The organism is Serratia sp. ME47 (assembly GCF_903970925.1).
Taxonomy (GTDB): Bacteria; Pseudomonadota; Gammaproteobacteria; order Enterobacterales; family Enterobacteriaceae; genus Serratia; species Serratia ureilytica.
Window position 1 is genome coordinate 121,557 of sequence record NZ_CAJCKE010000010.1, and the last position, 16,396, is coordinate 137,952.

At 61.6% G+C, this 16,396-nt stretch carries 19 protein-coding genes, 1 pseudogene and 1 riboswitch; of the genes and pseudogenes, 5 read left to right on the forward strand and 15 right to left on the reverse strand.

Going from position 1 to position 16,396, the window contains the following annotated elements; all coding sequences use genetic code 11:
* Position 1 precedes the first annotated feature (1 nt).
* The 3 genes and pseudogenes from rluF to H7A77_RS25745 all read right to left on the reverse strand — a co-directional run.
* Positions 2–871, reverse strand: coding sequence for a 23S rRNA pseudouridine(2604) synthase RluF (rluF, locus tag H7A77_RS12530; RefSeq protein ID WP_033651557.1), 870 nt, complete (start codon positions 869–871; stop codon positions 2–4).
* 138 nt (positions 872–1,009) lie between these two features.
* On the reverse strand, positions 1,010–1,813 hold the full coding sequence (locus H7A77_RS25740; RefSeq protein ID WP_369334399.1) for an aminoglycoside adenylyltransferase family protein: 804 nt from the start codon (positions 1,811–1,813) through the stop codon (positions 1,010–1,012).
* A gap of 42 nt (positions 1,814–1,855) precedes the next feature.
* A pseudogene (locus tag H7A77_RS25745) lies at positions 1,856–2,293 on the reverse strand (winged helix-turn-helix transcriptional regulator); the annotation flags it as partial.
* Positions 2,294–2,388: 95 nt separating this feature from the next.
* On the opposite strand from H7A77_RS25745, the gene H7A77_RS12540 reads away from it, so the two are divergent.
* A complete protein-coding gene (locus H7A77_RS12540; RefSeq protein ID WP_182074277.1) occupies positions 2,389–3,612 on the forward strand; it encodes an MFS transporter in 1,224 nt (407 codons plus the stop codon).
* On the opposite strand, the gene H7A77_RS12545 is transcribed toward H7A77_RS12540, so the two are convergent.
* A complete protein-coding gene (locus H7A77_RS12545) occupies positions 3,609–4,034 on the reverse strand; it encodes a GNAT family N-acetyltransferase (RefSeq protein WP_033644074.1) in 426 nt (141 codons plus the stop codon). The genes H7A77_RS12540 and H7A77_RS12545 overlap by 4 nt on opposite strands.
* Positions 4,035–4,176: 142 nt before the next feature.
* A riboswitch (TPP riboswitch) is annotated at positions 4,177–4,273 on the forward strand.
* 35 nt (positions 4,274–4,308) lie between these two features.
* Between H7A77_RS12545 and thiM the strand changes: the two genes are divergently transcribed.
* The 3 genes from thiM to H7A77_RS12560 all read left to right on the forward strand — a co-directional run bounded on the left by thiM (position 4,309) and on the right by H7A77_RS12560 (position 6,443).
* The gene (gene thiM / locus H7A77_RS12550) at positions 4,309–5,100 is read left to right on the forward strand and encodes a hydroxyethylthiazole kinase (protein ID WP_033651555.1); all 792 of its coding nucleotides are present in this window, start codon (positions 4,309–4,311) and stop codon (positions 5,098–5,100) included.
* Positions 5,100–5,900: a bifunctional hydroxymethylpyrimidine kinase/phosphomethylpyrimidine kinase gene (gene thiD, locus H7A77_RS12555; protein ID WP_025303881.1), complete on the forward strand. Its 801-nt coding sequence runs from the start codon at positions 5,100–5,102 to the stop codon at positions 5,898–5,900. Before thiM ends, thiD begins: the two co-directional genes overlap by 1 nt.
* A gap of 84 nt (positions 5,901–5,984) precedes the next feature.
* Positions 5,985–6,443: an inhibitor of vertebrate lysozyme family protein gene (locus tag H7A77_RS12560; RefSeq protein WP_033648850.1), complete on the forward strand. Its 459-nt coding sequence runs from the start codon at positions 5,985–5,987 to the stop codon at positions 6,441–6,443.
* 39 nt (positions 6,444–6,482) lie between these two features.
* Here H7A77_RS12560 and gutQ read toward each other — a convergent pair whose 3' ends face one another.
* From gutQ to yegS, 9 genes are all read right to left on the reverse strand, one after another.
* Entirely contained in the window at positions 6,483–7,454 is a 972-nt protein-coding gene (gene gutQ / locus H7A77_RS12565; protein ID WP_047025604.1) for an arabinose-5-phosphate isomerase GutQ, read from the reverse strand.
* Entirely contained in the window at positions 7,447–8,220 is a 774-nt protein-coding gene (locus H7A77_RS12570) for a DNA-binding transcriptional repressor (RefSeq protein WP_033644070.1), read from the reverse strand. The genes gutQ and H7A77_RS12570 overlap by 8 nt, the downstream gene beginning before the upstream one ends.
* Positions 8,221–8,303: 83 nt before the next feature.
* Positions 8,304–8,660 (reverse strand): transcriptional regulator GutM, encoded by a 357-nt coding sequence (gene gutM / locus H7A77_RS12575; RefSeq protein ID WP_004941515.1) that lies wholly within the window; start codon positions 8,658–8,660, stop codon positions 8,304–8,306.
* Positions 8,661–8,706: 46 nt separating this feature from the next.
* Positions 8,707–9,486, reverse strand: coding sequence for a sorbitol-6-phosphate dehydrogenase (gene srlD / locus H7A77_RS12580; protein ID WP_047025605.1), 780 nt, complete (start codon positions 9,484–9,486; stop codon positions 8,707–8,709).
* Between the two features lie 10 nt (positions 9,487–9,496).
* Positions 9,497–9,859: a PTS glucitol/sorbitol transporter subunit IIA gene (gene srlB / locus H7A77_RS12585; protein ID WP_004941520.1), complete on the reverse strand. Its 363-nt coding sequence runs from the start codon at positions 9,857–9,859 to the stop codon at positions 9,497–9,499.
* Positions 9,860–9,881: 22 nt separating this feature from the next.
* A complete protein-coding gene (locus H7A77_RS12590) occupies positions 9,882–10,865 on the reverse strand; it encodes a PTS glucitol/sorbitol transporter subunit IIB (protein WP_042785195.1) in 984 nt (327 codons plus the stop codon).
* Between the two features lie 15 nt (positions 10,866–10,880).
* A complete protein-coding gene (locus tag H7A77_RS12595) occupies positions 10,881–11,429 on the reverse strand; it encodes a PTS glucitol/sorbitol transporter subunit IIC (RefSeq protein WP_004941528.1) in 549 nt (182 codons plus the stop codon).
* Positions 11,430–11,665: 236 nt separating this feature from the next.
* Entirely contained in the window at positions 11,666–12,715 is a 1,050-nt protein-coding gene (gene fbaB / locus H7A77_RS12600) for a class I fructose-bisphosphate aldolase (RefSeq protein WP_015378749.1), read from the reverse strand.
* Between the two features lie 261 nt (positions 12,716–12,976).
* Positions 12,977–13,882: a lipid kinase YegS gene (gene yegS, locus H7A77_RS12605; protein WP_033644066.1), complete on the reverse strand. Its 906-nt coding sequence runs from the start codon at positions 13,880–13,882 to the stop codon at positions 12,977–12,979.
* 29 nt (positions 13,883–13,911) lie between these two features.
* Here yegS and H7A77_RS12610 point away from each other — a divergent pair, with 29 nt between their 5' ends.
* Positions 13,912–14,133: a hypothetical protein gene (locus H7A77_RS12610; protein WP_127897175.1), complete on the forward strand. Its 222-nt coding sequence runs from the start codon at positions 13,912–13,914 to the stop codon at positions 14,131–14,133.
* A gap of 216 nt (positions 14,134–14,349) precedes the next feature.
* On the opposite strand, the gene yegQ is transcribed toward H7A77_RS12610, so the two are convergent.
* Positions 14,350–15,702 (reverse strand): tRNA 5-hydroxyuridine modification protein YegQ, encoded by a 1,353-nt coding sequence (gene yegQ / locus H7A77_RS12615; protein WP_046687633.1) that lies wholly within the window; start codon positions 15,700–15,702, stop codon positions 14,350–14,352.
* 178 nt (positions 15,703–15,880) lie between these two features.
* A complete protein-coding gene (locus tag H7A77_RS12620) occupies positions 15,881–16,219 on the reverse strand; it encodes a YegP family protein (RefSeq protein WP_033644064.1) in 339 nt (112 codons plus the stop codon).
* Between the last annotated feature and the right edge of the window lie 177 nt (positions 16,220–16,396).

Genomic DNA, 16,396 nt, shown 5'->3' on the forward strand with positions numbered 1-16,396 from the left:
TTTAACGCCCTTTTTTCTTGCGTCCTGGCTGGGTAAAGCGCTTGCGGCCGGCCGGCGCAGCGGTTTTATCGGCGCTTTTCGGTCCGCCGGCGCTCGGTTTTTTCGCCGGGGCAGATTTGGCCGGGGCTTTCTTCGTCGGTTTAGCCTCGGACGAAGAGCCTTCAATCAGCTTGAACAGCTCAATCAGCTCGTCATCGGTCAGATCGCGCCATTCGCCCAGCGGCAAGCCTTTCAGGCTGACGTTCATGATGCGCGTGCGTTCCAGCTTGGTGACCTCATAGCCGAAGTGTTCGCACATGCGGCGGATCTGGCGGTTCAGCCCCTGCACCAGCGTGATGCGGAACACGAACGGCGCTTCTTTCTTCACCTTGCACTTTTTGGTCACCGTGCCAAGCATCGGCACGCCGGCACCCATGCCGCGAATAAACTCGTCGGTCACTGGCTTGTTGACCGTCACCAGATACTCTTTCTCGTGATTGTTGCCGGCGCGCAGGATCTTGTTGACCAGGTCACCGTGGTTGGTCAGAAAGATCAGCCCCTGCGAATCCTTGTCCAAGCGGCCGATCGGGAAGATGCGCTTGCTGTGGTTGACGAAGTCGGTGATGTTGTCGCGCTCGCCGTCCTCGGTGGTGGTGACGATGCCGACCGGTTTGTTCAGCGCGATCAGCACCAGATCTTCTTCATTGCGCGGTTCGATCAGCTGACCGTTAACCTTCACCACATCGCCGGCAAATACCTGGGCGCCAACGGTGGCGCGTTTACCGTTGATGAAAACGTTGCCCTGTTCGATGTATCGATCGGCGTCGCGGCGTGAGCAGATACCGCTCTCGCTAATGTATTTGTTCAGACGAATGGATGAGTTAGTCAGCATGGGATCTCCGTAAAACGCGGACTATACATTACCCGGATGGCGCTGCGAAGCGAATCATGCAGGAGGCGGCGGCTATGAACAAAATCCGTCCCTGCATCAAAAAGTGCAGACGATAAGTGGTGTCGACAGGCCTGCGTCTTATTGCGATGCTGTTGTCGTCAATAGACTTGCGATCGTCGTTTTGGCATAGCCGATGAATGCCGCCAACGGCTGCTGATGCTGAGACAGGTCATCTATCGCTTGTCCGAGATAAACTCGCCGCGCGGTGCTAAGTACCGGCTGGTGTTCAGATGGCAAGCGTTCCAGCAGCCATTCGGCGGCCACATCTTTGGGGGCGATCCGACCGGTTGCCGCGCTGAACCAGATGCGCGCTAGCGCAAGCACAATGTTGCATTCGTCGCCATGCCAGTCATCAGGTTCTTTCCATTGACTCAGGGTATCGGTGAGCGCGGCGATGAAGTCACTGCGAGGGACGCTGTCATACAGGAGTTCAAAGGAGGCGCCGAACAGATGTCGATGATGCTGCCGGGCTTTGGTAAGCAGGATCGCCACATCAGGATCCAAGGTGGCGGGGGAGACAATTCCCACCAGCAACTCTTCACGCAGCCATTCGCCAAACTGTAACTCACGTCGTGGCGGATAGCGCCAAGGTTTGATGTCGGTCTGTACCAGCACGGTGACTTCCAGCGGGCGAAAAATACTGTCGGCATCTGGCGGAGCCGACACGGTCAGCAAAGCTTTCATGAGGGCGGCCCGAGTGGTTGACATCAGCGGCTTGCTGATGACGACCAATATGTCGATATCGCTGTTGGGTTTAAGACCGCCATCGACCGCAGATCCATACAGATGGATGCCCAAGAGTGTCTCGCCGAGTTGCTCTGTCAGCACATTGTATGCGGCGTCGATCTGTGCGGCGATTTCGGTTGGAAGTGTTTCTTTTATAGCTAATTGGCGATTGTTAAAAGATGGCTCAAACCGTTCCCCCACCTTCACCACCCGGGTGTTAAGCGGGGTGAGCGTCTGCCCGGCGTTGCCGATCGGCGTCAGGCGCGGCACGGGGCGGCCGCTGTCGCTTTCTACCAGCGTTGAGTGCGCTTCTCCCTCGGCGAACAAATGATCTTCCCCCCACTGGCGCAGGCCAACGATCACCGGAAACAGCGCGCGGCCTTTCTCGGTCAGCACATACTCCTGATAGGCACTGCCGTCCGCGGCGGGCACGATCTCCAGCACGCCGTGCGTCACCAGGGCGCGCAGCCGGGTGGTAAGGATGTTCTTCGCCATCCCCAGCCCTTTTTGAAATTCGCTGAAGCGGGTGACGCCGTCGAAGGCGTCGCGCACGATCAGCAGCGACCACCAGTCGCCAATCACATCCAGCGTGCGCGCCACCGGGCACGGCGCGTCTTCCAGGCTCTTACGTTTCACGACGATTATCTCCTGCTGCATATTCTGGTTGCATTATAAAACCTCTGCACCTAAAGTTCATTGGGTTTAATAATGAAACCACATTGAGGTGTGCGATGAGCGACAAACTGCTGGATCCTCCCTGTGCGGCATTGGGGCGCCTGCCGGCCGCCCTGGTGCTGCTGTTGGCCGCCGCCAGCGCCTTTAGCGTGGCCAACGTTTACTATGCGCAGCCGCTGTTAGACGCCATCGCCCGCGATTTTTCCATCAGCCTGGCGGCGGTCGGCATGGTGATCGCCGTGACTCAGTTGGGCTGCGCGCTGGCGTTGCTGTTGGTGGTGCCGCTGGGGGATCGGTTGAACCGGCATCGATTGCTGGCGGGGCAACAGCTGGGGCTGATCGCTGCGCTGCTGCTGGTGGGCTGGGCGCCCAGTGCGGCCTGGCTGCTGGTGGGGATGATGTTGGTGGGGCTACTGGGCACCGCCATGACGCAGGGCCTGATCGCGTTCGCCGCCGCCCTGGCGCCGCCGCAGGAGCGCGGGCGGGTAGTCGGCGCGGCGCAGGGCGGGGTGGTGCTGGGGTTGCTGCTGGCGCGCACCTTGTCCGGCGCGCTGGCGGACGTCGGCGGCTGGCGCACGGTGTACTTCTTCTCTGCCGGAGTGACGTTGGTATTGCTGCCGATCCTGTCGCGCCTGCTGCCAGCGCCACGCACCGTTCCCAGCACGCTGAGTTATCCCGCGCTGCTGGGTTCAATGTTGAGCCTGTTGTTGCATGACCGCACGCTGCAAATTCGCGGCATGCTGGCGCTGCTGATGTTCGGCGCTTTCAGCCTCTTTTGGAGTTCGCTGGTGTTGCCGCTGAGCCGGCCGCCGTTCAACTTCACCCATGCCGCGGTGGGAGCGTTCGGCCTGGTCGGCGCGGTGGGCGCGCTGGCGGCGGTGCGCGCCGGGCATCTGGCGGATCGCGGGTTGGGGCAGGCGGCCAGCGGCGCATGTCTGCTGCTGTTGACGCTGGCCTGGCTGCCGCTCGGTTTGCTCGGCAGCGGCCTGGTTTGGCTGGTGGCGGGCATCGTGCTGCTGGATCTGGCGGGTCAGGCGATCCACGTGCTGAACCAGAGCATGATTTTCAGCGCGCACCCGCAGTCGCACAGCCGGCTGGTGGCCTGCTACATGCTGTTTTACGCCGTCGGCAGCGGGCTGGGCGCCTTTGTCGGCACCCATGTGTACGCCTGGGCGGGCTGGAGCGGCGTCTGCTGGCTGGGGGCGGGCGTCAGCCTGAGCGCATTGCTGTTTTGGCGGCTGACGCTGCGCGGGATGCCGGATGCGGCGGGTAAGGGCTAGCGGGCCGGTGAGTGCATCAGGTAATAATCTTCTTCGCCGTCGTTGCCAGTGGAGATGATGCGCCAGCCGTGCTTGCGGTAGAACGCCAGCGCTTTTTCATTTTTCACCAGGCATTTCAGCGAACCGGTGGCGGTGAAGGTGGCTTGCGCCGCATGCAGCAGCGCACTGCCGACGCCGCGCGGCGGCTGATGGGGATCGACATACAGGTTATGAATGAAGTTATCTTCGCGGTAGACGGAGACGAATCCCAGTAGCGCGCCGCCGTCTTCCGCCACCCAAATCGCTTCGCCCAGCGTCGCGCCGTCGAAATCTTCCAACTGATAGTTTGAGGTATCGCGCCAGCCGAACGCCGCCTTGCGCGACGCCAGGTACAGCGTGCGCAGGAAGGGGCGATCGGTCTCTTGGTAGGGTCTTATCTGCATGGCATCTCCCGGTGGTTTGTGCTCACTATAGCGCATTGCGCGGCGTATGCCCGCTGGGCCAATTTAATCGCTTGTTTGTCCGCGCCGCCGCTGGCATGATCCCCTGCAGGGATTAACGCAACGTTGATCACAACCTATTGATTTTCATGACTCGGGGTGCCCTTCCGCGTGAAGGCTGAGAAATACCCGTATTACCTGATCTGGATAATGCCAGCGTAGGGAAGTCACGGCCGCTCAACCGGCGCCGCCTTCTTGAACGCCGGTTGGGAGGAATATGATCGCTCGACCTGATGCACTACCCGGCGCCCGCGCCGCGGCCTGCCTGACCCAATTCCAACAGCGGCCTCCGCTGATCCACTGCCTGACCAACGAAGTGGTGCAGTCGCTGACCGCCAACGTGCTATTGGCGCTCGGCGCCTCTCCGGCGATGGTGGTGGAGCCGCAAGAGGCAGCTCAGTTCAGCGCGCTGGCCGACGGCCTGCTGATCAACGTCGGCACCCTCAACGCGCTGCGCGCTGAATCGATGCGGGCGGCGGTGGCCGCCGCCAATCGGGCCGGTAAGCCCTGGACGCTGGATCCGGTGGCGGTCGGCGCGCTCTCCTACCGCACCGCCTTCGCCAAACAGCTGCTGGACGAGAAACCGGCGGCGATACGCGGCAACGCCTCGGAAATCATGGCGCTCAGCGGGTTGCTGGCCAGCGGCCGCGGCGTGGACAGCGGCGACGACTCGCTGGCGGCATTGCCCGCCGCGCGTGAGCTGGCGCAGCGCAGCGGCGCGGTGGTGGCGGTCACCGGCGCGGTGGATTACGTCACCGACGGCCAACGCGATTGGGCGATCGAAGGCGGCTCCCCGCTGATGACGCGGGTGGTGGGCACCGGCTGCGCGCTGTCGGCGGTGGTGGCGGCGTTTTGCGCCCTGCCGGGCGATCGCCTGGACAACGTGGCGACCGCCTGCCGGGTGATGTCCCACTGCGGCGGTCTGGCGGCCAGGCAGGCCGCCGGGCCGGGCAGCTTTACGCCGGCGTTCCTTGACGCGCTGTATCAGCTGCGCGGGGAGGATCTGTGATGAAACGCATTAACGCCCTGACCATCGCCGGCACCGATCCCAGCGGCGGCGCCGGCATTCAGGCCGATTTGAAGGCCTTCTCGGCGCTTGGCGCCTACGGCACCTCGGTGATCACCGCGCTGGTGGCGCAAAATACCCGCGGCGTGCAGTCGGTGTATTACATCGATCCGGCGTTCGTCGCCGCGCAGCTGGACTCGGTGTTCAGCGACGTGCGCATCGACAGCGTCAAGATCGGCATGCTGGCCAACGCCGATATCGTGCAGGCGGTGGCCGAACGGCTGCGCCATTACCGGCCGGAATTCGTGGTGCTGGATACCGTGATGCTGGCGAAAAGCGGCGATCCGCTGTTGGCGCCGGAGGCGGTGGCGTCTATCCGGCGCGAGCTGTTGCCGCTGGTGTCGATCATTACGCCGAACCTGCCGGAAGCGGCGGCGTTGCTGGCGTGCGCGCCGGCGGAAGATGAAGCGCAGATGCGCGAGCAGGGGCGGGCGCTGTTGGCGATGGGCTGCCGGGCGGTGCTGATGAAGGGCGGCCACCTGAGCGAAAGCGAGAGCCCGGACTGGCTGTTTACCGCCGAAGGCGAGCAGCGCTTTACCGCGCCGCGCGTCGCCACCCGCCACACCCACGGCACCGGTTGCACGCTCTCGGCCGCGCTGGCGGCGCTGCGCCCACGCCATGCCGACTGGGCGGCCACGGTGGCCGCCGCCAAGGACTACCTGCAACACGCGCTGCAACAGGCGGATACGCTGGAAGTGGGGCACGGCATCGGGCCGGTGCATCATTTTCACGCCTGGTGGTGAGTCAACTTTTTGCTGCCACCGTGGTCTGACTAGTTCAGGCCCGGTTTTACGGGCGAAACCTGATTTAACCTAGGGAGAAGGACTATGACGGGACACCAGGCGCTGCGTTGCGCCCTCTTCGGCGCACTGCTCAGCTTCAGCGCGGGCAGCTTCGCTCAGCAGATCGTCACCACATCGGATTTGATTCAGCAGCCGGGGTATCAGGCCAGCTGGCAAAACATGGTCAAAGGCCAGGCGCGGATGCCGGGCTGGGCGCGCAAGGGCGTCGGCACCTCTACGCCGGCGCAAAACCTGAGCTGGAAGGGCAAAGAGTATCTGGTCGGCAATCTGTGCAAACCGCACGACTGCGGCAACAACTTTTTGATCGTGGCGTTCAGCGCGGATAAATCCCAGGCCTGGGGCGTGCGAGTCGCGGTGGAAGATCGGCCGGAAGCCGTCGATCATCCGAAGAAATACGCCAAGTACCAGTGGCTCGGCAAGCCGGATGACGACATGAAAGCGCTGCTTAAGCAGCAGTTCGAGAACAATCCCGACTGGAAATGATCTGACCGGGGGCGCTGACGATGTCGCCCCCGGCGTCGATCAGCCGATGCCGGCCTGATGCAGATCGTGCAGGTTGAGCGCCCCCACCAGCACGCCATCCATGTTGACCACCGGGGCCGCGCTGATGTGCTGTTCGTGCAGCGCTTCCAGCGCTTCGCCGGCGCGCCACTGCTCCGGCAGCCGATAGCCGGGGCGGGTGATCGCCGGGCTGAGCGGATCCTGCAGGCTGTTGCCCTTCACCAGCCAGCGGCGCAGGTCGCCGTCGGTAAACACGCCCACTACCCGCTGCTGCGCGTCGCATACCGCCACCAACCCGAGCCCGGTGCGGCTCAGTTCCAGCATCGCTTCCATCACGTTGGCGCTTTCGCTCACGCGCGGCAGGCGATCGCCGGTGCGCATCAGGTGATGCACGCGGTTCAACAGGCGCGCCCCCAGGCTGCCGCCCGGGTGCGAGCGGGCGAAGTCTTCCGCATTGAAACCGCGCTGGCGCATCAGCGCCATCGCCAGAGCGTCGCCCATCATCAGGGTGTTGACCGCGCTGGAGGTGGGCGCCAGCCCCATCGGGCAGGCTTCGCGCTCGACGCCGATATCCAGTACGCAGGCCGCGGCCTGCGCCAGCGGCGACTCTTTGCCGCCGGTGATGGCGATCACCGGAATGCCGTTCTCCGCCAGCAGCGGCAGGATCAGGTCCAGCTCTTTGGCGCGGCCGGAATAGGAGATGAACACCACCACGTCCTCGGCGCCGATCATGCCGAGATCGCCGTGCAGCGCCTCCGCCGGATGAACGAAGAACGACGGCGTGCCGGTGCTGGCCAGCGACGCGGCGATTTTTTTGCCGATATGGCCGGACTTGCCGATGCCGGAAATCACCGCTTTGCCGCGGCAGTTCAGCAGCAGCTCGCAGGCGCAGACGAAATTGTCATCCAGGCGCGCCAGCAGGCGCTGCGCTTCGGTCAACTCGATCTCCAGCGTTTCGCGGGCGAAGGCGAGCAGGGCGTTGGCGTTACTCATCGGGGTCTCCTACCAGAATGATATTGATGCCTTTCGCCTGCAGGGCGGCGAGGTAATCGGGGTTGATGTCTCGGTCGGTGATCAGCGTATCGACGGCGCTGAGTTCGCACACCACGTTCGGGCTCTTGCGGCCGAATTTCGAGGAGTCCACCAACAAAATAATGCGGCCGGCGGCTTCGCACATCGCTTTGCTGACGTTGTGCACTTCGTTGAAGGTGGTGACGCCGGCGTTGAGATCGACGCCGTCCGCGCCGATAAACAGCTTGTCGAAGCTGAATTGCTGAAACGCCGATTCGGCCAGGCTGCCGTGGAACGAGGCCGATTTTTTGCGGTAGGTGCCGCCGGGCATCAGGATGGTCTGATCGTTGTCCAGTTCCACCAGCGCGTTGACGATGGTCAGGCTGTTGGTCATCACCGTGATGTTATTGAACTGCGCGAGGTGCGGCACCATCTGCAGCACCGTGCTGCCGGCGTCGAAGATCAGCGAGTCGCCGTCGGCGATCAGCGCCACGGCGGCGCTGGCGATGCGGCGTTTTTTCTCGGTGTTGATATGGGTTTTACGGTCGATCGGCTGATCGCCGTCGTCGCGGCTGAGTACTACGCCGCCGTAGGTGCGGATCACCTCGCCTTCTTCTTCCAGCAGGGTGAGATCTTTGCGGATGGTGGTGCCGGTAGTGGAGAAATGCTCGGCCAGGGCGTCCACTGCCGTTTTGCCATGCTGCTGCAGATATTCAAGGATAGCGGCCTGCCGCTGCTTTGGTTTCATCGCGATTCCCGTTCACAAGAGTGGGGCATTTCCCTTCGCTGAATAATTCACTATGAAAGGTAATGCCTTTTAATGTGAAAATATCACGATTTGGGTTCAATCGCTAACGATAGTGCAGACTGGCATGCGCGATCCTCGGGGAAGATCACATCCGGGCGCAAATCCCGCTGATGCAAACCGTGCAAATGAGGCAGCGGGCGGGGCCGGGCGAAAACGGTCAGGCCGCGCAGCAACAGGCTGCCGCACACCCGCCGATCGGCGTCGAAGGCCAGCGCCAGCACCACCCGCGGGCGGAAACGGCCGCCGGAGCGGCCGACGCCGACGGCGCCCAGTCGGCATAAGCCGTCGAAGGCGCGGTTAAAACGTTGCAGTTGCCACCAGCCGAAGGCGATTTGCAGCAGCCAGGCCAGCAGCGCGAAGGCGATCAAAGCTTGTGTCATGGGGTTCTCCTTATGCCCCCTTCCGCGGAAGGGGGCGTCGGTGGCGTCAGAACATCACCTGGCCGCCGGTGATGTTGATCGATTGGCCGGTGCAGTAAGAGGCCTTATCGCTGGCGTAGAACAGCAGGGTGTTCAGCACGTCCTGGTAGTCGCAGCCGCGCTTCAGCGGCACTTTGTCGATGTAGTACTGCTCCACCTGGTCCGGCGCGATGCCCAATTTTTGCGCGTATTGCGGCAGCAGCGATTGAAACATCGGCGATTTCAGCAGGTTGCCGAGCATCAGCGAATGCACGGTAATGCCGTATTCCGCCAGATCGAGCGCCAGCGACTGCGTCAGCCCCACGCCGCCGAACTTGGCGGCGCTGTAGCCGGAGTTGTGCTTGCTGCCGACCTTGCCGGACTTGGAGTTGATCTGAATGATGCGCCCGGCGATGCCGTCGCGGATCATCAGGCGCGAGAACTCGCGGGCGCAGAGGAAATAGCCCACCAGGTTCACCTGCAGCGAGCGGTCGAAGTCGCCCAGCGGGAAGTCGGTGATCGGCGCCGCCTTGGCGATGCCGGCGCTGTAGACCAGCAGGTTGGTTTGGCCAAATTCCCGGTCAACCGCCGCCGCCAGTGCGAGCACGCTCTGCTCGTCGGTGGCGTCGGCCTGAAAACCGCAGGCGCTGCCTGTGCCGTACTCTTCGTTGATCTGCCGCGCCACCCGATTGGCGTTGTCGGCGTTCAGATCGGCCACCGCCACCCGATAGCCGGCCTGCGCCAGCCCGTGGGACAAAAAGGCGCCTAACGTTTGGCCGCCGCCGATCACTACAGCTACTTCAGACATGGTCTACTCCTTATGCGATAAATGACAGCGTGCTGCCCAACGGGATATCGGTCGGCGTCGGGCCGGAAACGTGGATCGAGCCGGGGAATTCGGCTTCGGCTTCGCCGTCGAAGCGTACGGTGATGTGGCCGAGCTCGCGCAGATTCTGCGTGGCGACGCTGCCGACGGCGGTGATGGCGTAGCGCTGCTGCGCCAGCTCCATCACGCCGCCCACCTGCAGCTCGCCGGCGGTCGCGCCGTGGCGGTGGATGAAGCAGAACTCTTCGATATCCGCCGGCGCGCCTTCACGGAAAGTGATCAGCATGTTGTCCAGCAACGCGTCGCGGGCGCAGCCGCCGATCTGCGTGATGGTGGTATGAAAAATGGTGTGCATAAACGTCTCCCTGGAAATCATGCTATTGATAAATAAAGGCCGAGGCGGCCCAGGCGATCAGGACCGTTGGCGCGCCGGTCAGAAAGCGGCCAACCAGCACTGAAGGCACGCCGACCCGTACGGTGTCCTGTTTGGCTTCCGCCAGCGACAGGCCGACCGGAATGAAATCGCAGGCGGCCTGCGCGTTGATGGCGAACAGCGCGGGCAGCGCCAGCTGCGGCGGGATATGGCCGAGGCCGATCTGCACCCCGACCAGCACGCCGATCACCTGGGCGATGACCGCGCCGGGGCCGAGGAACGGCGACAGCAGCGGGAATGAGCAGATCAGCGCCAGCGTCACCAGGCCGATCGGGCTGTTGGCCAGCGGCGTCAGGCCGTGAGCGATAAAGTCCCCGAGGCCGGAGGCCATGATGATGCCGATCAAGGCCGAGACGAACGCCATAAACGGCAGAATGGTCTTCAGCACGGTGTCGATAGTGTCGCGCCCGGCCTGGAAGAACACCGCCACCACCGATCCCATGCCCATGCCGACCTTCGCCAGCAGCCCGTCGCTTTGTTCGGTGATCTTCTTGCTGGTGTCGTAGTCGCGCGCCTTGGGCGGCGCGGCAACGGCGGCGGCGGCGGGTGGGTTCTCCGTCGCGTCGATTCGGCTGATGTTGTGGTCGCGCACGCCGGAGACATAGATGTCTTCGAGGATAAACTGCGCCAGCGGGCCGGACTGGCCGGTGGCGTGGATGTTGACCGTCGGAATGCGGCGTTTCGGGTATAGGCCGCAGCGCAGGGTACCGCCGCAGTCGATCACCGCCACGCCGATCTCTTCCGCCGGCGGCTCGCCCTCTTTGAAACCGTCGACGGCGGGCCAGCCGGTCAATTCGCTGAGGCGATCGACGATGGAAGGCCGGGTGCCGGCGGTGATGTACACCACTTTTTTGCCGGGTTCTATCGGCAGTTCCAGGGGGCCGCCCCAGCCGCTGGCGCCTTTTTCAATACGGATATAAGCACTCATGCTGCACTCCACGAATTAAAGTTGCACCTGACGATCCAGACGGATGCCCATCTTGCGTTCGAACAGACTGGTGGTGAGATCGGTGACCCAGCCGCGGAAGAAGTTGGTGAACAGCCCCACCAGGAAATAGCTCACCGCCAACGGGCCGAGCGGCAGGCCGAGGGTGGTCAGGCCGCTGGCGATGCCGAGGTAAACGAACAGCTCGCCGGGGTTGATGTGCGGAAACAGGCCGTTCATCGAGTGGCAGCTGTAGGAGGCCGCCGCGTAGTAGCTCGGCTTGTATTTCTCTGGCATGAAACGCCCCAGGCTGAGGGTCATCGGGTTGCAGAAGACAAAGGTGCCGATCAGCGGCAGCAGCAGATAACGCGAAACGGGGTTGCCCGCGCAGCGCTGTGCCAATCGTTCGATACGTTCCTGGCCAACAAATTTGATCAGCGCGTTCATGATAACCAGCAGGCTGATCAATAAAGGCAAAATGCCGGTCACCATGCCGACAAACACTTCACCGCCTTTCTGAAACAGGCCGATAAACCACTCGGCGCCGTGGGTGATTAGCTCAATCATTATGTTCTCCTGTAATGGACTGATATGGCCTGGAGCGAACGGCGGCTCTGTCGCCATGGGCCTTACAGTAGTCACTTTGTTGGGCTATTTGTTTTAAATAGATCACAATTTGAAAGATAAATATTTTATTTTGAAAGTTTAAAGTGAAAGAAAGAGAAGGTGAACGGCGCGAGAGGCGGGATAACGGGCACAAAAAAGCCCGGCGAACCGGGCTTTGGGACAGGCGGTCTGTCACATCAGGCGATGGTGACCTTCTTGTCCAGGTAGGCGTCTTGTACGGCGTTGATCAGCGCCACGCCGTCTTTCATCGATTTCTTAAACGCTTTACGCCCCAGGATCAGGCCCATGCCGCCGGCGCGTTTGTTGATCACTGCGGTGCGCACCGATTCCTGCAGATCGTTCTCACCGGCGGCGCCGCCGGAGTTGATCAGCCCGGCGCGGCCCATGTAGCAGTTGGCCAGCTGGTAGCGCACCAGATCGATCGGGTGATCGGTGGTCAGCTTGGTGTAGACGCGATCGTCGGTATAGCCGAATTTCACCGCGCGGTAACCGCCGTTGTTTTCGGCCATTTTCTGTTTGACGATGTCGGCGCCGATGGTGGCGGCGATGTGGTTGGCCTGGCCGGTCAGATCGGCGCTGGAGTGGTAGTCCACGCCGTCCTTGTTGAACGCCGGGTTGCGCAGATAGGCCCACAGCACCGTGACCATGCCCAGCTCATGCGCGCGCTCGAAGGCGATCGAGATCTCTTCGATCTGGCGGCGCGACTGCTCGGAGCCGAAGTAAATGGTGGCGCCAACCGCCACTGCGCCCATGTTGAACGCCTGCTCGACGCTGGCGTACAGGGTCTGGTCGTACTGGGTCGGGTAGCTCAGCGTTTCGTTGTGGTTGAGTTTGACCAGGAACGGAATTTTATGCGCGTAGCGGCGCGATACCGACGCCAGCACGCCGTAGGTGGAGGCGACGCAGTTACAGCCGGCTTCAATCGCCAGCTCGACGATGTTCTTCGGATCGAAATACAGCGGGTTGGCGGCGAACGAGGCGGCGGCGGAGTGCTCGATGCCCTGATCGACCGGCAGGATCGACAGGTAACCGGTGCCGCCCAGGCGGCCGTGGTTGAACAGGGTTTGCATCGAACGCAGCACGCTGTTGGGGCGGTTGTTATCGATCATTACGCGGTCGACGAAGTCGGCGCCCGGCAGGTAGAGATTCTCGGCGGGGATAGTGGTACAGCGGTGTTGCAGCAGATCTTCCGCTTCCTTTCCTAGCAACTGCACAATATCAGTCATGATTCACTCCCGATTAAGCTTCTTCATACACCGGCAATGCAAGGGTTTTTGACCACCGGCGTAGTAAAAAAGCGGTGATTGAAGCTGTAAAGCGATGCTACCGAACTTGATCCGGCAAGGACAAACAATAGATGCGATTGAGAGGAAATGCCATTGGCGTGGCCAAATACGCGGGGGCGATCGCCCCCGGTGCGTTAAGTGCTTGATTGTTCGATCTCGCCTGCCTTGGCGTTCCGAGCGGCGAGCGGGCGCAGAGCCGGATTAGCCCAGCAGGGCGCAGTTCGGCGGCAGGCGGCATTCGATGGCCTGCGGCACCACTTCGATGCGGAAATGGCGGCCTTTGAGCGGCTCGCCGTCGAGGTTGAAGGTCATCTCATGCGGCGCGTCGATCTCCAGCCACGGCAGCGCGGCGCTGAGGATGCTGTTGCTCTCTTCGTCGTTGAACAGGGCGGCCACCAGCGCCGGCAGCAGTTCATCGGCGATTAACAGGCGCAGCTGCAACTGCCCGTCGTTAATCAGCGCGTTGGGGCACAGTTCCTGGCCGCCGCCGGCCTGTTTGCCGTTGCCGATGCCGATCACCAGCGCTTCGCCGGCCCAGCGGAAGTCCGGCCCGCGGATTTCACAGCGGTCGGCCTGCAGCGTATCCATGCGCAATAAGCCGTGAACGAAGTAGGACACGCCGCCCAACGCCGCCTTCAGCTTCTCCGGCGTTTCAGTGGTGATACGGGTGCCGAAGCCGCCGGTGGCCATGTTGATGAAGTAGCGCTCGCCGTTGACCTTGGCCAGATCGATAGGCACCGAGCGGCCCTTGATCGCCAGCTGCAGCGCCTGCTCGGGCGAGAGGGGAATGTTGCAGGCCATGGCGAAGTCGTTGGCGGTGCCGAGCGGCAAAATGCCCAGCGCCGGCCGACCTTGCGCCGGCAGTTGCGCCAGCGCGGCGGCCACTTCGTTGATGGTGCCGTCACCGCCGCCGGCGACGACGGTGCCGACGCCGAGCCGAGCGGCTTCCGCGACGTAGCGCGCGGCGTCGCCGTGTTCCCAGGTGACGCGCACGTGCAGCGTTATCTGCTCTTCGCGCAGCCGGTTGACGGCCTGGCGCAGCTCTTCGTTGCCGGCGCCCTTGCCGTTGATGATAAGCAGTGCTGGTGCATGTGAGTGTTGAGGCATTGCCGAGCTCCTCCGGCGGAAAACCAATAATGCCTCAAGATAAACCAGCCCAGGCCGCCAAGCCATCAGAATATTCAGCTAATTCCGGTTATTTCCCATTGCGCCGTGAATATGAAGACGATGCGAATTTATCTGAATTTAACCTGACAATAAGCGCAATTTTAATGGCGGCAGGATTAATCGCTATAGCGTTATTTATATATCGATGTGGCGTTATTATTTTTATTAAAATGGATAACGGGAAAACGTAATGAGAAATAGGCGCGCCGGCGGCAATGGCGGGCCCATAAAGAAAAAGCCAGCCCAAGGGAGATTGGGCCGGCTAAGGAGGTGGTTCCTAGTATTGCTATGCAAATATTTTCGTTGTTCGTTTTAAGCAGCGTGATAGTAACCAAGCTGCGGGCACATTGATGTGATCCAATTCTAATATTTGCTAAAAATCGCCGCCGAATGACGGCGATTCATTGTTAGGCTCCGGCGCTATTTTCTTCCGCCAAATTGCGGATCAGCAAAGCATAATTGAGATCGATATCCTGCGGGATCGGCAAATAAACGATATGGCCGTTGCCCGGCGCGACCTCAATCGGCTCGCCTTTCTTATTTTGCATGCTTTCGAGGGTGAACAGCACGTTGCCGCCCGGCGTCATCATCTCGACGCTGTCGCCGAGTGAGAATTTATTCTTCACGTCGACTTCCGCCCAGCCTTCGCGGCGCACGCCGGTGAACTCGCCGACGAACTGCTGGCGCTCGGAGAGCGAAGAGCCGTAGTCGTAGTTCTGCTGCGCTTCGTGCACGTGGCGGCGCAGGAAGCCTTCGGTATAGCCGCGGTGCGCCAGGCCTTCCAGCGTGGTGAGCAGGGTCGGATCGAACGGTTTGCCGGCAACGGCGTCGTCGATGGCGCGGCGGTAGACCTGGGCGGTACGCGCGCAGTAGTAAAAGGACTTGGTGCGTCCTTCGATCTTCAACGAATGCACGCCGAGCTGCGTCAGACGCTCTACGTGCTGGATGGCGCGCAGATCCTTGGAGTTCATGATGTAGGTGCCGTGTTCGTCCTCGAAGGCGCTCATATATTCGCCTGGTTTTTGCGCCTCAGACAGCATGAATACCTTGTCGGTCGGCGCGCCGATGCCCAGCGTCGGCTCGACGGTCTGCACCGGGATCGGCTCGTGCAGGTGCACGATATTGCCGGTGTCGTCCTCTTTGCCTTCTTCCGCCTTGTACTGCCAACGGCAGGCGTTGGTGCAGGTGCCCTGGTTGGGATCGCGCTTGTTGATATAGCCGGACAGCAGGCAGCGACCGGAGTAGGCCATGCACAGCGCGCCGTGGACGAAGATCTCCAGCTCCATGTCCGGCACTTCGGCGCGGATCTCGGCGATCTCTTCCAGCGACAGCTCGCGCGACAGGATCACGCGGGTCAGGCCCATTTGTTTCCAGAACTTCACCGTCGCCCAGTTAACGGCGTTGGCCTGCACCGACAGGTGGATGTCCATCTGCGGGAAGGCTTCGCGCACCATCATGATCAGGCCAGGATCGGACATGATCAGCGCATCCGGGCCCATATCGACTACTGGTTTCAGATCGCGCAGGAAGGTTTTCAGCTTGGCGTTGTGCGGGGCGATGTTGACCACCACGTAGAATTTTTTACCCAGCGCGTGCGCTTCGTTGATGCCCTGCGCCAGATTCTCGTGGTTGAACTCGTTGTTGCGCACCCGCAGGCTGTAACGCGGCTGGCCGGCGTAAACCGCATCGGCGCCGTAGGCGAAGGCGTAACGCATGTTTTTCAGCGTTCCGGCCGGGGAGAGAAGTTCCGGTGTAAACATAGTGTGTCTCGGTCTGATTTCAGGTCAGCACCACGCCACCTGATGGCGCAGTAAAAGCGGGGGATTGTAGCCGCGGCGCGGCAAAAAATCAGCAGTTAACCGGATTTATTCAAGGGAGATTGATCCCGGTCAAACGGAAAACGCGCGATGGCGGCCACCGCGCGGGCGAAACGGGAGATCAGGCGCTCAAATCGCGAATATCGGTGGTCGGGCCATTTTTAATCACCGACTGGATACCGTTTTTGGCTGCGCTTTCGGAACTGTACATTTCGCTGACGCCGATCACCTGATGGTTCTTGGCCTTCAGCACAAAGTAGGGCTGGTTGCTGGTGCTGTGCTTCAGTTCAAACTGCGCTTCATGCGGCGAATTGGTCTGCACCGAGGCGATGCCGTTCTCCGCCGACGCTTTGCTGGCGTACATCTCGCTGGCCAGAATGATCTCGCCGTTACTGGCTTTCAGGTTGAAGTGGTACTGTCCGTTCTTTGCTTTTTTCAGCTCGTAATGACCGATTGCCATGGTTCTTCTCCTGTAGGTTCCGATTCGTGATGTAAGTGTAGCCAATCGCTTGAAAATCGGTGGCTAAACCTCACAGCAGCTTAGTCGAAAAAATGCGCAATTTTTTTGCGCCGGCGCGGAGTTTTCGCCCGAGAAGCCCGGCGCCGCACGGGAAGCTAAGGGAGGGGCGGTGATTGC

Bases quoted from the DNA above. Each gene is read 5' to 3' on its own strand.
- gutQ (WP_047025604.1), bottom strand. From the start codon at position 7,454: ATGAGTAACGCCAACGCCCTGCTCGCCTTCGCCCGCGAAACGCTGGAG.
- H7A77_RS12560 (WP_033648850.1), top strand. From the start codon at position 5,985: ATGACGGGACACCAGGCGCTGCGTTGCGCCCTCTTCGGCGCACTGCTC.
- H7A77_RS12610 (WP_127897175.1), top strand. From the start codon at position 13,912: ATGCCTCAAGATAAACCAGCCCAGGCCGCCAAGCCATCAGAATATTCA.
- H7A77_RS12570 (WP_033644070.1), bottom strand. From the start codon at position 8,220: ATGAAACCAAAGCAGCGGCAGGCCGCTATCCTTGAATATCTGCAGCAG.
- thiM (WP_033651555.1), top strand. From the start codon at position 4,309: ATGATCGCTCGACCTGATGCACTACCCGGCGCCCGCGCCGCGGCCTGC.
- yegQ (WP_046687633.1), bottom strand. From the start codon at position 15,702: ATGTTTACACCGGAACTTCTCTCCCCGGCCGGAACGCTGAAAAACATG.
- H7A77_RS12540 (WP_182074277.1), top strand. From the start codon at position 2,389: ATGAGCGACAAACTGCTGGATCCTCCCTGTGCGGCATTGGGGCGCCTG.
- srlD (WP_047025605.1), bottom strand. From the start codon at position 9,486: ATGTCTGAAGTAGCTGTAGTGATCGGCGGCGGCCAAACGTTAGGCGCC.
- H7A77_RS12590 (WP_042785195.1), bottom strand. From the start codon at position 10,865: ATGAGTGCTTATATCCGTATTGAAAAAGGCGCCAGCGGCTGGGGCGGC.
- thiD (WP_025303881.1), top strand. From the start codon at position 5,100: ATGAAACGCATTAACGCCCTGACCATCGCCGGCACCGATCCCAGCGGC.
- gutM (WP_004941515.1), bottom strand. From the start codon at position 8,660: ATGACACAAGCTTTGATCGCCTTCGCGCTGCTGGCCTGGCTGCTGCAA.
- fbaB (WP_015378749.1), bottom strand. From the start codon at position 12,715: ATGACTGATATTGTGCAGTTGCTAGGAAAGGAAGCGGAAGATCTGCTG.
- H7A77_RS12620 (WP_033644064.1), bottom strand. From the start codon at position 16,219: ATGGCAATCGGTCATTACGAGCTGAAAAAAGCAAAGAACGGACAGTAC.
- rluF (WP_033651557.1), bottom strand. From the start codon at position 871: ATGCTGACTAACTCATCCATTCGTCTGAACAAATACATTAGCGAGAGC.
- yegS (WP_033644066.1), bottom strand. From the start codon at position 13,882: ATGCCTCAACACTCACATGCACCAGCACTGCTTATCATCAACGGCAAG.
- H7A77_RS12595 (WP_004941528.1), bottom strand. From the start codon at position 11,429: ATGATTGAGCTAATCACCCACGGCGCCGAGTGGTTTATCGGCCTGTTT.
- H7A77_RS12545 (WP_033644074.1), bottom strand. From the start codon at position 4,034: ATGCAGATAAGACCCTACCAAGAGACCGATCGCCCCTTCCTGCGCACG.
- srlB (WP_004941520.1), bottom strand. From the start codon at position 9,859: ATGCACACCATTTTTCATACCACCATCACGCAGATCGGCGGCTGCGCC.